The organism is Agromyces sp. GQ35 (assembly GCF_059758475.1).
In genome coordinates this window covers 215,841-230,496 of sequence record NZ_JCAXEO010000001.1, presented here as the reverse complement: position 1 = coordinate 230,496, position 14,656 = coordinate 215,841, and the positions used below count along the sequence as shown (strand labels likewise).

Below are 14,656 nucleotides of genomic sequence, written 5' to 3'. Positions count from 1 at the left end.
CAGAAAGGAACGGCCCATGACCGATCAGATCCTCTCTCCCGGGAACGTCCGGCTGGTACCTCGGGCCGCCGAGCGAGACGAGGCGATCCGCGACGCCGGACGCATCCTCGTCGACGCCGGCGCCGTGCGACCCGACTACCTCGACTCGATGCTGGAGCGGGAGGCATCCGTCTCGACCTACATGGGGAACTTCCTGGCCATCCCGCACGGCACGAACGAGGGCAAGGACGCGATCCTGCGCTCCGCGCTCTCGTTCGTGCGGTACGACGAACCGCTCGATTGGGGCGGCGAACCCGTGCGCTTCGTCGTGGGCATCGCAGGGCTCGACAACGAGCACCTCGAGATCCTCTCGAAGATCGCGATCATCTTCTCCGACGACGATGCAGTTCAGGCCCTCATCGACGCCGCTTCGGCCGAGGAGATCTTCGTGCTGCTCTCCGAGGTCAACGACTCGTGAAGGCGGTGCACTTCGGCGCCGGCAACATCGGGCGCGGGTTCGTGGGTCTCCTCCTGCACGAAGCGGGCTACGAGCTCGTCTTCGCCGACGTGAACGCCGCGCTCATCGATGCGCTCGCGGCATCCGATCGCTATACCGTGCACGAGGTCGGTACCGGCGCCCGCGATCGGGTCGTCGACGGGTACCGCACCGTGAACAGTGCCACGGATGCCGCAGCGCTCACCGCCGAACTCGCGACCGCCGACCTGGCCACCACCGCGGTCGGTCCGAACGTTCTGCGCTTCATCGCCCCGCATCTCGTGACCGCGCTGCGGGTGCGAACCGTGGAGGCGGCGCCGCTCGCGATCATGGCCTGCGAGAACGCGATCAATGCGACCGACGTGCTGCGCTACGAGATGGCTGCTCTCGTCTCCGAGTCGGAGTGGCCGACGCTCGAGGCACGTGCGGTGTTCGCGAACACCGCGGTCGACCGCATCGTGCCGGCGCAGGCACCCGATGCCGGGCTCGACGTCACCGTCGAGACCTTCTTCGAGTGGGCCATCGAACGTGCGCCGTTCGGCGCGGTCGCGCCCGAGATTCCGGGTGCTCATTTCGTCGCAGACCTCGCGCCGTACATCGAGCGCAAGCTCTTCACGGTGAACACCGGTCACGCCGCCACGGCGTACTTCGGGTTCCTCGCAGGGCAGGAGCGCATCGCCGACGCGCTCGCCGACGACGCGGTCGCCGCCGCGGTCGAACGCGTGCTCGTCGAGACGTCCGCGCTCATCGTCGACAAGCACGGTTTCAGTGCGACCCAGCAGGCGGAGTACCGAACGGCCATCCTCGAACGCTTCCGCAATTCGGAGCTGCCCGACACCGTCGAGCGGGTCGGACGTCAGCCGCTGCGCAAGCTCGGCCGGCACGAGCGGTTCATCGGTCCGGCGGCGGAGCTCGCCGAGCGCGGCGGCTCCGTCGACGGTCTCCTCGCCGCGGTCGGAGCGGCCCTGCGCTTCGATGCCCCAGCCGACCCTGAGAGTGTCGAACTGCAGTCGATGCTGCGGGCGCGCGACGCCGCGGAGCTCGCGCACGAGGTGACGGGCATCGAGGCGGGGCATCCACTCGAGCCCGCGATCGTCGGCGTGTTCCGTGAGGCGCAACCGCTCCCGTGAGGCGCCGCCGCGCGGCATCCGTGGCCCAACTGGCGAAGCGGGTCGGAATCACCTATAGTTGACCCTTGGTGTTCTACACGCCTGCTTCGGCATGCCTGACGGCGTGCTTCGAAGCGATCCAGCGCAGCTCGAACACCATCGCACGACCAGCATCCCCAACTCCAAGCGATAGTGAGGCTATGGCCAAGAAAGACGGCGTCATCGAGATTGAAGGCTCGGTCACCGAGGCCCTTCCGAACGCGATGTTCCGGGTGGAACTCACGAACGGGCACAAGGTCCTCGCGCACATTTCGGGAAAGATGCGCCAGCACTACATCCGCATTCTCCCCGGAGACCGCGTGATCGTGGAGCTGAGCCCATACGACCTGACGCGCGGCCGCATCGTCTACCGCTACAAGTAGGGCTGGAAAGTAACGGCCCGCGACATCTCGCGGGTACGAAGACAGCGAAACCAAGGAACAATCGTGAAGGTCAACCCCAGCGTCAAGCCCATCTGCGATCACTGCAAGGTGATTCGCCGCCACGGCAACGTGATGGTCATCTGCAAGTCGAACCCGCGCCACAAGCAGCGCCAGGGCTAGTCACCAGATGGCGGAGCCACTGCGCCCCGCTTCCCACAACTGAACAGCACGGCAGTACCAGAACCGCAGCATCCGACGGATGTCGCGGGGACACCTCGGGTCGGAGGCCCGAGCACCGGTGCTGCTCCACACCTCCACTTCGAAACAGGAGAAGCCACACATGGCACGTCTGGCAGGAGTCGACATCCCGCGCGAGAAGCGCGTGGAGATCGCACTGACTTACATCTACGGCGTCGGCCGTACGCGAGCGCTCACCGCACTCGCCGACACCGACATCGACGGAAACATCCGCGTGAAGGACCTCAGCGACGAGCAGCTCGTCGCCCTTCGCGACTACATCGAGGCCAACTTCAAGGTTGAGGGTGACCTCCGCCGTGAGGTGGCCGCCGACATCCGCCGCAAGGTCGAGATCGGCTCCTACGAGGGCATCCGCCACCGTCGCGGTCTCCCGGTCCGAGGACAGCGCACCAAGACAAACGCTCGTACCCGCAAGGGCCCGAAGCGCACCGTGGCCGGCAAGAAGAAGGCTCGCTAGGCCTCGGCCCGGTGATCCAGCGCCTCTAGGATTCAGGAGAAATCATGGCAGCACCCAAGGCGGCTACTCGCAAGCCGCGCAAGAAGGAAAAGAAGAACATCGCCGTGGGCCAGGCCCACATCAAGTCGACGTTCAACAACACGATCGTCTCGATCACCGACACCAACGGTGCCGTGATCAGCTGGGCGTCCTCCGGCGGCGTCGGCTTCAAGGGCTCGCGCAAGTCGACCCCGTTCGCCGCGCAGCTGGCCGCAGAGTCGGCCGCCCGCCAGGCGCAGGAGCACGGCATGAAGAAGGTCGACGTCTTCGTCAAGGGCCCCGGCTCGGGCCGCGAGACCGCGATCCGCTCGCTTCAGGCCGCAGGCCTCGAGGTCGGCAGCATCAACGACGTGACGCCCCAGGCGCACAACGGATGCCGCCCCCCGAAGCGTCGCCGCGTCTGATTCACCCTGCTGGTCGAGTAGGGCGCTCTGCGCCCGTATCGAAGGCCCCGCGGCATCCGCAGGGTTCGATACGGCCCTGACGGGCCTACTCGGCCGGCGACACGTTCTCTCACACAACTCAAGATCCTCGTACTCGCAGGTGTCATATAGCGGACACCCTGCCGAAAGGAATCAACAGTGCTGATCGCACAGCGCCCGACGCTCACCGAAGAGAACATCTCGGAGTTCCGTTCGCGTTTCGTGATCGAGCCCCTCGAGCCGGGCTTCGGTTACACCCTGGGCAACTCGCTCCGTCGCACCCTCCTCTCCTCGATCCCCGGCGCAGCCGTGACGAGCATCCGCATCGACGGCGTGCTCCACGAGTTCTCGACCGTTCCGGGCGTGAAGGAGGATGTCACCGAGATCATCCTCAACATCAAGAACCTGGTCGTCTCCAGCGAGCACGACGAGCCGATCACCGCCTACCTGCGCAAGCAGGGCGCCGGTGAGGTCACCGCCGCCGACATCTCGGCTCCGGCCGGCGTCGAGGTGCACAACCCCGAGCTCGTGATCGCGACGCTCAACGACTCGGCGAAGTTCGAGCTCGAGCTCACGATCGAGCGCGGCCGCGGCTACGTCTCGGCCAGCCAGAACCGCAACGAGTACTCGGAGGCCGGGCAGATTCCGGTCGACTCGATCTACTCGCCGGTGCTGAAGGTCACCTACCGCGTCGAGGCCACACGTGCCGGCGAGCGCACCGACTTCGACCGCCTCGTGGTCGACGTCGAGTCGAAGCCCGCCATCACGCCGCGCGACGCGATCGCCTCGGCGGGTCGCACGCTCACCGAGCTGTTCGGCCTCGCCCGCGAGCTGAACACCGCGGCTGAGGGCATCGAGATCGGCCCCGCGCCGGTCGACGCCGTGCTTTCGAGCGAGCTCTCGATCCCGATCGAAGACCTCGACCTCTCGGTGCGCAGCTACAACTGCCTGAAGCGTGAGGGCATCAACACGGTGTCCGAGCTCGTCGCCCTGTCGGAGTCGCAGCTCATGAACATCCGCAACTTCGGTCAGAAGTCGGTGGATGAGGTCAAGGACAAGCTCACCGAAATGGGCCTGTCGCTGAAGGACTCGGTCCCCGGATTCGACGGCGCCCACTTCTACACGGGCTTCGACGACGAGAACTAGGCAGACCCTCGCGGTCGCCCACCACCCCCCACCTACTGGAGAGAACGAACCATGCCGAAGCCCACGAAGGGCCCCCGCCTCGGAGGCGGCCCCGCCCACGAGCGGTTGATGCTCGCGAACCTCGCTGCTGCGCTGTTCACCCACAAGCGCATCACCACCACCGAGACGAAGGCCAAGCGCCTGCGTCCGCTCGCCGAGCGTCTCGTGACGTTCGGCAAGCGCGGCGACCTGCACGCCCGCCGTCGCGTGCTCGGCGTCATCGGCGACAAGACCGTCGTGCACGAGCTGTTCACGGTCATCGCCCCGCAGGTCGCCGACCGTGAGGGCGGCTACACCCGCATCACGAAGATCGGCAACCGCAAGGGCGACAACGCGCCCATGGCGGTCATCGAGCTCGTGCTCGAGCCCGTGACCCCGAAGAAGCGCGCCGCGAAGCCGGCCGCCGCCGAGGCGCCCGTCGCCGAGGAGGCCCCGGCCGAGGCCGAGGAGACCGTCGAGGTCCCCGAGGCGCAGGCTGATGCCGAGACGACCGCTGACGAGGCGACCGCCGACGAGGCCGAGGCTGCAGAGGCCAAGTAGGTCACGACCCGCGTTCACGAAGGGCCCTGGTGCACACGCACTGGGGCCCTTCGCCGTGCCGGCAACGCCGCCGTCTACGCTTGAGCGGTGACCGAAGTGAACCTGCCGCCGCTCCGCGACCGCATCACGGCACCGAAGGTGCTGCCGAAGCTCGCGCACCCCGACGTGGCATCGTGGCGTCCCGTCGACGAGGAAGATCTCGCTCTGATCGCCGATCTCGAACGCGCGATGGCCGTCGTCGACCATCCCGAGTACACCGTCCCCCGCGAGGAACTCGCCGACGACCTCGGCATGTCGTTCGTCGATCGCGAGCGGGACTCGATCGTGGGCGTCGACGTCGACGGGCGAGCGGTGGCGTGGGGCGTCGTCTATCAGCCGCCGGTGCGGGACACGCTCGTGCGTACGATCCTCGCGGGCGGAGTGCATCCCGAGCTGCGCAGACGGGGCATCGGTCGAGTACTCCTCGCGTGGCAGCGCGCCCGCGGGGAGCAGCAGCTCGCGTCATCCGAACTGCCGCTCCCCGGTTGGATCATGGTCTATTCAGACGACCGTGCCGTTGGGGCCGGCCCCTTGTACACGTCGGCGGGCTTCACGGCCGCCCGGTACTTCGCCGGCCTGCGCCGCCGTCTCGTCGCGCCGATCGACGACGTTCGCGTCGGGGACGGCATTCGCATCGAAGCGCTCCAGGCGGCGAGGGCAGGTGAAGTGAGGGAGGCCCGCAACGACGCGTTCCGAGACCACTGGGGCAGCCAGCCGACCTCGGAGGAGCAATGGCACGCCGTCATCTCGAGCGCAGTCTTCCGCGCCGACCTCTCGGTCGTCGCGGTCGACGAGGTGAGCGATCGGATCGTCGGGTTCGTGCTCGCCGAGGTGAACGAAGACGATTGGGCGGGGCAGGGGTTCTCGAGTGCGCACATCCCGCTCGTCGGTGTCGTGCGCGGTCAGCGCGGGCGCGGCATCGCGAAGGCGCTCCTCGCGGCTCATCTCGAGGCCGCCGCAGCAGCCGGGCTCGAGTACGCGACGCTCGAGGTCGACGCCGCAAGCCCGACGGGCGCGTTCGCCCTGTACGAGCGAATGGGATTCGGGGCGGCGACCAGCGAGACGAGCTACACGATCGAAGCATGATGCTCCGCCCGCATCCGCGGGTACGCGAGACGGCGACGTGGCGAGGGAAACCATAGGCTGGTTCGGTGATCGAACATGCGGATGCCTCGGGCGAGGTGAACGACGGGGGCGCGGCCGGCGTTGCGGCGATCGATGCGTCGTTCGTGCGACTCCGGCTCGCGGTCGCCTACGACGGCTCCGGCTTCAACGGCTGGAGTCGGCAACCCGGGCGGCGCACGGTGCAGGGCGTGCTCGAAGACGCGCTCGCGACGCTGTTCCGGCGCACGGGAGTCGCCCCACGCCTCACGGTCGCCGGGAGAACCGACGCGGGCGTGCACGCGAGCGGGCAGGTCGCGCATCTCGACGTTCCCGCCGACGCGCTGCGGGCCGTGACCCGGCCGCGCCGAGGGCATCCCGCCCAGGCGACGGATGATGCCGGGGTGCTCTCGCGGCGACTGACCGGGATCCTCGGCGCCGGCTCCGACGTCGTCGTGCATCGCATCGACCATGCCCCGGCCGGATTCGACGCGCGGTTCTCGGCGCTGTGGCGGCGATACGAGTACCGGGTCGCCGACGCATCCGCTCGACGCGACCCGCTCGAGCGGCACCGCACGCTGGTCGTGCCGAGGTCGCTCGATGTCGACGCGATGACGACGGCCGTCGACCTGCTCGTCGGGCTTCATGACTTCGCGGCGTTCTGCAAGCCGCGTGTCGGCGCGACGACGATTCGAACCCTGCAGTCGTACCGCTGGGCTCGGGACGCCGACGGTGTGCTCGTGGCGTCACTGCAGGCCGACGCGTTCTGCCATTCGATGGTGCGCGCCCTGATCGGGGCGGCCGTCGCGGTGGGCGAGGGGCGACTCGATGTCGAGGCGCCCGCACGCTTGCTTCGAGCTCGAGAGCGCACGAGCGAGTTCATGGTCATGGCCGCCAAGGGCCTCGTGCTCACCGAGGTGGGGTATCCCGCCGACGACGAACTCGAAACCCGGGCCGCCCTCACCCGGGCGCGCCGCGAACTGCGCATCCACGGCGTCACGGACGAGCGCGCAGAGGCGATGGATGCAGCCGGCGGCGACCCCGGCCGGCAAACTCTGCTAGAGTAGCCCCTTGGTGTCGTCCTCTGCGGCGGCATCCGAAGTTGAGCCCTCCACCAGGGCGTTCGAACGCATCGCGGGCGAACACCCACCGGAGTGGGATTCACGAACCCCTCACTCGAACAGAAAGCAGCACTTCCGTGACGCGCACTTTCACTCCCAAGCCGTCCGACATCCAGCGCGACTGGGTCGTCATCGACGCAACCGACATCGTGCTCGGTCGCCTCGCGAGCCACTCAGCAGCCCTGCTGCGCGGCAAGCACAAGGCGATCTTCGCGAACCACGTCGACACCGGTGACTTCGTCATCATCGTCAACGCCGACAAGGTGGCCCTCACCGGCCAGAAGCTCGAGCAGAAGAAGGCCTACCGTCACTCCGGTTACCCGGGCGGACTCACGGCCGTCAGCTACGCCGAGCTCCTCGAGAAGAACCCCGTCCGCGCCGTCGAGAAGGCGATCCGCGGCATGCTCCCGAAGAACTCGCTCGGTCGGGCCCAGCTCAAGAAGCTGAAGGTCTACACCGGACCGGAGCACCCGCACTCGGCTCAGCAGCCGAAGCCGTACACCCTCACCCAGGTCGCCCAGTAATTCCGGCACCCTCGACGTTCTCGAAATAAGGATTCACACCACCATGGCGAAGATCGCAGACCAGATCGAAGCGGCTCCCGAGAGCTACACGACCGAGAGCACCCCTGAGGCAGCTCCCAGCACCCCCCGCCCCGTGCTCACCGTGCCGGGTGCCGCCGTCGGCCGTCGCAAGCAGGCCATCGCCCGCGCGCGCCTCGTTCCCGGTGCCGGCAGCATCACCGTCAACGGGCGCGAGCTCGCGGCGTACTTCCCGAACAAGCTGCACCAGCAGCTCATCACCGACCCGTTCACCGTGCTCGAGCTCACCGGCTCGTACGATGTCGTCGCCAAGATCACCGGTGGCGGCCCCTCGGGCCAGGCCGGCGCACTGCGCCTCGCCATCGCCCGCGCGCTGAACGAGATCGACCGCGAGAACAACCGTGCGACGCTCAAGAAGTCGGGCTTCCTCACGCGTGACGCCCGCGTCATCGAGCGCAAGAAGGCCGGTCTCAAGAAGGCCCGCAAGGCGCCTCAGTTCTCCAAGCGCTGATTTCGGCGCCCGGTTCTCCGTAGATGCCTCGGCTTTTCGGAACGGACGGGGTCCGGGGCCTGGCCAACCGTGAACTCACGGCTGACCTGGCCCTGGGCCTCGCCCAGGCGGCTGCCGCTGTGCTCACGCAGGGCCGGCATGCCGAAGAACTTCGCGCAGCCGGCCGCAGGCCGGTCGCCGTCGTCGCGCGCGACCCCCGCGTCTCGGGCGAGTTCCTCACCGCCGCCGTGTCGGCAGGGCTCGCGAGTTCGGGCGTCGACGTGCTCGACGCGGGCGTCATCCCGACCCCGGCGACGGCGTACCTCATCGACTCGATCCACGCCGACTTCGGCGTGATGATCTCGGCGTCGCACAATCCCGCGCCCGACAACGGCATCAAGTTCTTCTCCTTCGGCGGCACCAAGCTGCCCGACGAGGTCGAAGACCGCATCGAGTCCTTCCTCGGCCGGCCGAAGCTGGCTCCGGTGGGCGATGGCGTCGGTCGCATCCGGCGCTTCGCAGATGCCGAAGACCGCTACGTCATACACCTGCTCGGTACCCTGCCCCATCGACTGAACGGCCTCAAAGTCGTCCTCGACTGCGCGCACGGCGCCGCAGCCGGCGTCTCGCCCCAGACGTTCAAAGATGCCGGGGCAGAGGTCGTCGTCATCGGGGCCGACCCCGACGGCATGAACATCAACGACGGCGTCGGCTCCACGCACCTCGAGCTGCTGCAGGCCGCGGTGGTCGAACACCACGCCGATCTCGGCATCGCTCACGACGGCGACGCCGATCGCTGCCTTGCCGTCGATGCCGACGGCAACATCATCGACGGCGACCGCATCATGGCGATCCTCGCGGTGTCGATGAAGGAGCGCGGCACGCTCACCGACGACACGCTCGTCGTGACGGTCATGTCGAACCTCGGACTCCGTCGAGCGATGGCCGAGCATGGCATTCGGGTCATCGAGACGAAGGTCGGCGACCGCTACGTGCTCGAGGCGCTCGCGGCTGAGGGGCTCGCGCTCGGCGGCGAGCAATCGGGCCACGTCATCATGAGCGAATTCGCGACGACCGGCGATGGTGTCCTGACCGGCTTGCACCTGGCGGCTGAGATGGCGCGCACCGGCAAGACCATCGCCGAGCTCGCCTCGGTCATGACGGTCTATCCGCAGGTGCTCGTGAACGTGCGCGGCGTCGATCATCACGCACTCGGCGATGATGCCGTGATCGCCGATGCGGTTGCGGCCGTCGAGGCCGAGCTCGGCGATTCGGGTCGTGTGCTGCTTCGCCCCTCCGGCACCGAACCGATGGTTCGAGTCATGGTCGAGGCCGCCGAGCAAGACGTCGCCGAGCGTCACGCTGAGACCCTTTCGGCCGTGGTTCGCGAGCGGCTCGGCTCCGCCTGAACCGGCTCGCAACTGGCTCGCGCTCGCGCCATCGGCCAGCGATCGTCGATGCCTGATTCAGAGCTTGCGCAGCAGCACGCTCGAGACCGTGTGGTCCGAACCCTTGCGCAGCACGAGCGAGGCCCGCGACCGCGTCGGGCGGATGTTCTGCAGCAGGTTCGGTTCGTTGATCGAGTGCCAGATCTCGCGCGCGCGAGCTCTGGCTTCGGCCTCCGTGAGGCTCGCGTAGCGGTGGAAGTACGAGCGAGGGTTCGCGAACGCCCCCCGCTGGAGCTTCAGGAACCGCTCCTCGTACCACCGGGCGATGTCGCTCGTGCGCGCATCGACGTAGATCGTGAAGTCGAAGAGGTCGCTCACCGCCAGGCGGTGACCGGGTCCGGGCGGCTGCAGCACGTTCAGTCCTTCGACGATGAGCACGTCGGGTCGGCGCACGGTGACCTGAGCGTCATCCACGATGTCGTAGGCGAGATGCGAATAGAACGGCGCCCGTACCTCGGCGGCGCCGGCCTTCACCTCGCTCACGAAACGCAGCAGCGCGCGACGGTCGTAGGACTCGGGGAATCCCTTGCGGGCCATGAGGCCACGGCGCTCGAGCTCGGCATTCGGGAAGAGGAATCCGTCGGTCGTGATCAACTCGACCCGGGGTGTGTGCTCCCATCGAGCGAGGAGCTCGCGAAGCAGCCGGGCGATCGTCGACTTGCCGACCGCGACCGAACCGGCGACTCCGATCACGAACGGCGTCGACTCGAAGCGTTCGCGCAGGAACTCGCTCGTGACCTTGTGCAGCGACTTGGTGCCGCCGACGTAGAGGTTCAGCAGGCGGCTCAGTGGGAGGTACACCTCGGCCACCTCGCGCGGATCCAGCGGTTCGCCGAGCCCGCGCAGTTGCACGATCTCGGTCTCGCGGAGCGGCGAGGGGATCGACGGGGCGAGTGCGGCCCAGTCGGCCCGGTCGAGTTCGATGAACGGGGAGATCTGCGCCGCGTGCGATGACGGACTCTGCGGATCGGGCACCGTGCCAGTGTAGTCAGGCCACCGCGGGGGCGGAGACGGCGGTGTCGGCGCGGACGGCGGCGAGCCACGAAGCGTCGGGTGCGATGGGCGGGCAGGTGCACAGGATTGCGCCAGTAGAATCGCACCCATGTGTGGAATCGTCGGATACGTCGGAGAGCGCAACAGCCTCGACGTCCTCATGGGTGGCCTGCGTCGCCTCGAATACCGTGGCTACGACTCGGCAGGAGTGGCGATCGTCGACGACGACGGCGCCATCGAGACCGCGAAGCGCGCCGGCAAGCTGCAGATGCTCGCCGACGAGCTCGACGCGAACCCCCTGCACCGCGGTGGCACCGGCATCGGTCACACCCGGTGGGCGACCCATGGCGGACCGACCGACCGCAACGCGCACCCGCACCTGGGTGACGAGGGACGCCTCGCGCTCATCCACAACGGCATCATCGAGAACTTCTCCGAGCTGCGCGACGAACTGCTCGCCGAGGGCTTCACCTTCGAAAGCGAGACCGACACCGAGGTCGCCGCAATCCTCCTCGGCAAGGAGTACCGGGCGACCGGCGACCTGCGCGAGGCGTTCCGCAACATCGTGTCCCGCCTCGACGGCGCGTTCACGCTGCTGGCCGTGCACCGCGACGAGCCCGGCGTCGTCGTCGGCGCGCGCCGCAACTCCCCGCTCGTCATCGGACTCGGAGACGGTGAGAACTTCCTGGGGTCGGATGTCGCGGCCTTCGTCGAATTCACGAAGCGCGCTGTGGCGATCGGCCAGGACCAGATCGTGACGATCACGGCAACCGACGTCGTGGTGACCGATTTCGACGGGCAGCCGGTCGAGGTCGAGCCGTTCGACGTCGCATGGGACGCCTCAGCCGCCGAGAAGGGCGGCTGGTCGTCGTTCATGCGCAAGGAGGTCTCCGAGCAGCCCGAGGCCGTCGCGAAGACGCTGCTCGGCCGAGTCGTCGACGACCAGGTCGTCATTCCCGAACTCGAGTCGTTCGGCGATGAGGAACTCCGCGGCATCCGTCGCATCACCGTGATCGCGTGCGGCACCGCCGCGTACGCCGGCATGGTCGCGAAGTACGCGATCGAGCAGTGGGCGCGGGTACCCGTCGAGGTCGAGCTCAGCCATGAGTTCCGCTACCGCGAGCCCGTGCTCGACGATCACACCCTGGTCGTCTCGATCAGCCAGTCGGGCGAGACCATGGACACGCTCATGGCCGTGAAGTACGCCCGCGAGCAGGGTGCGCGCACCATCTCGATCTGCAACACGCAGGGCGCCACGATTCCCCGCGAGTCCGATGCAGTCGTCTACACGCACGCCGGCCCCGAGGTCGCGGTCGCATCGACGAAGGCCTTCGTCGCGCAGATCGCCGCGCTCTACCTGTTCGGCCTGCACCTCGCGCGCGTTCGGGGCACGCTCTCCGCCGACGAACTCGCGACACAGCTGCGCGAGCTGCAGGCGGTGCCCGAGAAGCTCGAAACCGTGCTGGCCGAATCCGAGAAGGTCGCGCAGCTCGCGCACTGGATGGCCGACACGCGTTCGGTGCTCTTCCTCGGCCGTCACGTCGGCTATCCGATCGCCCTCGAGGGTGCGTTGAAGCTCAAGGAGCTCGCCTACATCCACGCCGAGGGCTTCGCGGCGGGCGAGCTCAAGCACGGCCCGATCGCGCTCATCGAGCCGGGCCAGCCGGTCTTCGTCGTCGTGCCGAGTCCGCGCGGTTCGGCCGCCCTGCACCCGAAGGTCGTCTCGAACATCCAGGAGATCCGTGCCCGCGGCGCGCGCGTCATCGCCATCGCCGAGGCCGGCGACGCCGCCGTGCTGCCGTTCGCCGACGAGGTGCTGCGCATCCCGCTCGCGGCGCCGTTGTTCGAAGCGCTCCTCGCCGTCGTGCCGCTCCAGATCTTCGCGATGGAGCTCTCGCAGGCGAAGGGCCTCGACGTCGACCAGCCGCGCAACCTCGCGAAGTCGGTCACGGTCGAGTGAGCCCGATGCCGGGGGTCGTGCGGTGATCGCGGGAATCGGCATCGATGTCGTCGACATCGGCCGTTTCGAGCGGTCGCTCGCACGCACTCCTGCGCTCCGTGAGCGCTTGTTCGCCGAGAGCGAACGCGATCGGCCGGCGCGGTCGCTCGCGGCGCGATTCGCAGCGAAAGAGGCACTGATCAAGGCGCTCGGCGGCAATCCGGTGATCCGCTGGCATGACATGCGCGTCGTGCAAGACGCACACGGCAACCCCGATTTCGAACTGTCAGGTGCGATCGCCCAGCTCACCCGCGACCTCGGCATCGATCGGGTGCACGTCACGATGAGCCACGACGCCGGAATCGCGAGCGCGTTCGTCGTGCTCGAGACCGGGGCGGGGGGACCGTCGTGACGAGCGCGGAGGGTGCAACGCGTCACCCGTTCCGTGAAGCGGTCGTCGATCTCCGTGCTGTGCGCGAGAACGTCGCCGTTCTTGCCGAGGCCGTCGCTCCGGCGATGACGATGGCCGTCGTGAAGGCGAACGCCTACGGGCACGGCGCGGTTCCGGTGGCCAGGGCGGCGGTCGCAGGTGGGGCGCACTGGCTCGGCGTCGCCGACCTCGGCGAGGCGCACGAGCTCCGCGACGCCGGTATCGATGCCCCGCTCCTCGCCTGGCTGCACGACCCGGATGCCTCCTTCGCCCCGGCCGTGAGCCGAGGCATCGACCTCGGCGCCTCCTCGCTCGCCCAGCTCCAGGCGATCGCCGATGCCGCGGCATCCGTCGACCGCACCGCAGCGGTGCACGTGAAACTCGACACGGGCCTGAGCCGCAACGGTGTTGCACCCGGGCTCTGGGGTGAAGCGGTGGCACTCGCTGCGCGGCTCGAGCGTGCCGGACGGATCCGGGTGCGCGGCGTGTTCAGCCATCTCGCGAACGCCTCGCCCGAAGAGGATGCACGCCAACTCGCGGCCTTCGAACTCGGACTCGAGCAGGCGGCAGCGGCAGGGCTCCGGCCCGAGGTGCGTCATCTCGCGTCCACCGCGGCCGCGTTGCGCCTGCCGGCTGCCCGCTTCGACCTCGTCCGCACCGGCATCGGGGTCTACGGCGTGTCGCCGTACGACGACGGCACGACGGCCGCCGACCTCGGCCTTCGGCCCGCGATGACCCTGCGCGCACGCGTTGCCGCCGTGCGACGCGTCGAGCCGGGCACCGGCGTCTCCTACGGCCACATCTGGCGGGCCGATCACCCCTCGACGCTCGCGCTCGTTCCGCTCGGCTACGCCGACGGCGTTCCGCGTCAGGCGTCGGGTCGGGCCGAGGTCTGGCTGGCCGGCGCCCGGCGCCCCGTCGTCGGTCGCATCGCGATGGACCAGTTCGTCGTCGATCTCGGCGACGATCGGGCCGAGGTCGGTGACGAGGTCGTGCTGTTCGGCGACCCCGAGCGCGGCGAGCCATCGGCCGACGACTGGGGCGACGCCGCCGACACGATCGGCTACGAGATCGTCACCCGCGTCGGGCCGCGCGTGCCGCGCCGCTATCTGGACGGCGCCTGATGCGGTTCGACATCGTCGACACTCCAGCGATGGAGGCGTTCGGTCGCGAACTCGGTGGTGTCCTGCGCGCCGGTGACGTCGTGGTGCTGACCGGGCCGCTCGGCGCCGGCAAGACCACCCTCACCCGGGGCATCGGCGCAGGCCTCGGCATCCGCGGACCCGTGCAGAGTCCGACCTTCGTGCTCGCGCGAACCCATCCCAGCCTCGTGGGCGGTGCGCCGCTCGTGCACGTGGACGCCTACCGACTCGGCAGCGCGGCGCTGCTCGAGGACCTCGACCTCGACTTCGACCGTTCGGTCGTCGTCGTCGAGTGGGGCGCGGGACTCGTCGAGGAGGTCACCGACTCCTGGCTCGAGATCGTCATCGAGCGGCCGACCGGCGCGAGCATCGCGGATGTCGCGGGCGAGGCGAGCATCGATGCCGACGCTCTCCTCGACGCCGACGAACCGCGCGTCGTCACCGTCGTCGGGCATGGACCGCGTTGGGCGGGCACTCCGTACGCCGTGCCCGCGTAGGCTTGAG

The 14,656-nt window shown here is 68.7% G+C and carries 18 protein-coding genes; 17 read left to right on the top strand and 1 reads right to left on the bottom strand.

Annotated elements, in window-relative coordinates; all coding sequences use genetic code 11:
- Positions 1-16: 16 nt before the first annotated feature.
- From AC6CH0_RS01095 to glmM, 13 genes are all read left to right on the top strand, one after another.
- Positions 17-457 (top strand): PTS mannitol transporter subunit IIA, encoded by a 441-nt coding sequence (locus tag AC6CH0_RS01095; protein WP_498097750.1) that lies wholly within the window; start codon positions 17-19, stop codon positions 455-457.
- Positions 454-1,605: a mannitol-1-phosphate 5-dehydrogenase gene (locus AC6CH0_RS01090; protein ID WP_498097748.1), complete on the top strand. Its 1,152-nt coding sequence runs from the start codon at positions 454-456 to the stop codon at positions 1,603-1,605. The genes AC6CH0_RS01095 and AC6CH0_RS01090 overlap by 4 nt, the downstream gene beginning before the upstream one ends.
- A gap of 179 nt (positions 1,606-1,784) precedes the next feature.
- Positions 1,785-2,006: a translation initiation factor IF-1 gene (infA, locus tag AC6CH0_RS01085; RefSeq protein WP_022893854.1), complete on the top strand. Its 222-nt coding sequence runs from the start codon at positions 1,785-1,787 to the stop codon at positions 2,004-2,006.
- Between the two features lie 63 nt (positions 2,007-2,069).
- Entirely contained in the window at positions 2,070-2,186 is a 117-nt protein-coding gene (rpmJ, locus tag AC6CH0_RS01080; RefSeq protein WP_022893853.1) for a 50S ribosomal protein L36, read from the top strand.
- A gap of 160 nt (positions 2,187-2,346) precedes the next feature.
- Positions 2,347-2,721, top strand: coding sequence for a 30S ribosomal protein S13 (rpsM, locus tag AC6CH0_RS01075; RefSeq protein ID WP_498097746.1), 375 nt, complete (start codon positions 2,347-2,349; stop codon positions 2,719-2,721).
- Between the two features lie 44 nt (positions 2,722-2,765).
- The gene (gene rpsK, locus AC6CH0_RS01070; RefSeq protein ID WP_022889749.1) at positions 2,766-3,164 is read left to right on the top strand and encodes a 30S ribosomal protein S11; all 399 of its coding nucleotides are present in this window, start codon (positions 2,766-2,768) and stop codon (positions 3,162-3,164) included.
- 177 nt (positions 3,165-3,341) lie between these two features.
- Positions 3,342-4,328, top strand: a complete 987-nt coding sequence (locus tag AC6CH0_RS01065) for a DNA-directed RNA polymerase subunit alpha (protein ID WP_022893850.1) — start codon at positions 3,342-3,344, stop codon at positions 4,326-4,328.
- 51 nt (positions 4,329-4,379) lie between these two features.
- Complete coding sequence (rplQ, locus tag AC6CH0_RS01060; protein WP_498097744.1) at positions 4,380-4,907, top strand: 50S ribosomal protein L17; 528 nt, start codon at positions 4,380-4,382, stop codon at positions 4,905-4,907.
- Between the two features lie 87 nt (positions 4,908-4,994).
- Complete coding sequence (locus AC6CH0_RS01055) at positions 4,995-6,032, top strand: GNAT family N-acetyltransferase (protein WP_498097742.1); 1,038 nt, start codon at positions 4,995-4,997, stop codon at positions 6,030-6,032.
- 143 nt (positions 6,033-6,175) lie between these two features.
- Positions 6,176-7,114 (top strand): tRNA pseudouridine synthase A, encoded by a 939-nt coding sequence (locus AC6CH0_RS01050; protein WP_498100978.1) that lies wholly within the window; start codon positions 6,176-6,178, stop codon positions 7,112-7,114.
- A gap of 131 nt (positions 7,115-7,245) precedes the next feature.
- Positions 7,246-7,692 carry a 50S ribosomal protein L13 gene (rplM, locus tag AC6CH0_RS01045; protein ID WP_498097740.1) on the top strand — a complete coding sequence of 149 codons (447 nt, stop codon included), beginning with the start codon at positions 7,246-7,248 and terminating at the stop codon, positions 7,690-7,692.
- Positions 7,693-7,735: 43 nt separating this feature from the next.
- The gene (gene rpsI / locus AC6CH0_RS01040; protein ID WP_022893845.1) at positions 7,736-8,221 is read left to right on the top strand and encodes a 30S ribosomal protein S9; all 486 of its coding nucleotides are present in this window, start codon (positions 7,736-7,738) and stop codon (positions 8,219-8,221) included.
- Positions 8,222-8,244: 23 nt separating this feature from the next.
- Positions 8,245-9,609: a phosphoglucosamine mutase gene (gene glmM / locus AC6CH0_RS01035; RefSeq protein WP_498097738.1), complete on the top strand. Its 1,365-nt coding sequence runs from the start codon at positions 8,245-8,247 to the stop codon at positions 9,607-9,609.
- Between the two features lie 57 nt (positions 9,610-9,666).
- Here the strand turns inward: glmM and coaA are convergent, their stop codons facing one another.
- Positions 9,667-10,623: a type I pantothenate kinase gene (coaA, locus tag AC6CH0_RS01030; RefSeq protein ID WP_498097736.1), complete on the bottom strand. Its 957-nt coding sequence runs from the start codon at positions 10,621-10,623 to the stop codon at positions 9,667-9,669.
- Between the two features lie 127 nt (positions 10,624-10,750).
- Between coaA and glmS the strand changes: the two genes are divergently transcribed.
- The 4 genes from glmS to tsaE are packed head-to-tail and all read left to right on the top strand — an operon-like array spanning position 10,751 to position 14,649.
- The gene (glmS, locus tag AC6CH0_RS01025) at positions 10,751-12,601 is read left to right on the top strand and encodes a glutamine--fructose-6-phosphate transaminase (isomerizing) (protein ID WP_498097734.1); all 1,851 of its coding nucleotides are present in this window, start codon (positions 10,751-10,753) and stop codon (positions 12,599-12,601) included.
- A gap of 22 nt (positions 12,602-12,623) precedes the next feature.
- Positions 12,624-12,992, top strand: coding sequence for a holo-ACP synthase (locus AC6CH0_RS01020; RefSeq protein WP_498097732.1), 369 nt, complete (start codon positions 12,624-12,626; stop codon positions 12,990-12,992).
- On the top strand, positions 12,989-14,134 hold the full coding sequence (gene alr / locus AC6CH0_RS01015) for an alanine racemase (protein WP_498097730.1): 1,146 nt from the start codon (positions 12,989-12,991) through the stop codon (positions 14,132-14,134). Before AC6CH0_RS01020 ends, alr begins: the two co-directional genes overlap by 4 nt.
- The gene (gene tsaE / locus AC6CH0_RS01010; RefSeq protein WP_498097728.1) at positions 14,134-14,649 is read left to right on the top strand and encodes a tRNA (adenosine(37)-N6)-threonylcarbamoyltransferase complex ATPase subunit type 1 TsaE; all 516 of its coding nucleotides are present in this window, start codon (positions 14,134-14,136) and stop codon (positions 14,647-14,649) included. The genes alr and tsaE overlap by 1 nt, the downstream gene beginning before the upstream one ends.
- Positions 14,650-14,656: the final 7 nt, after the last annotated feature.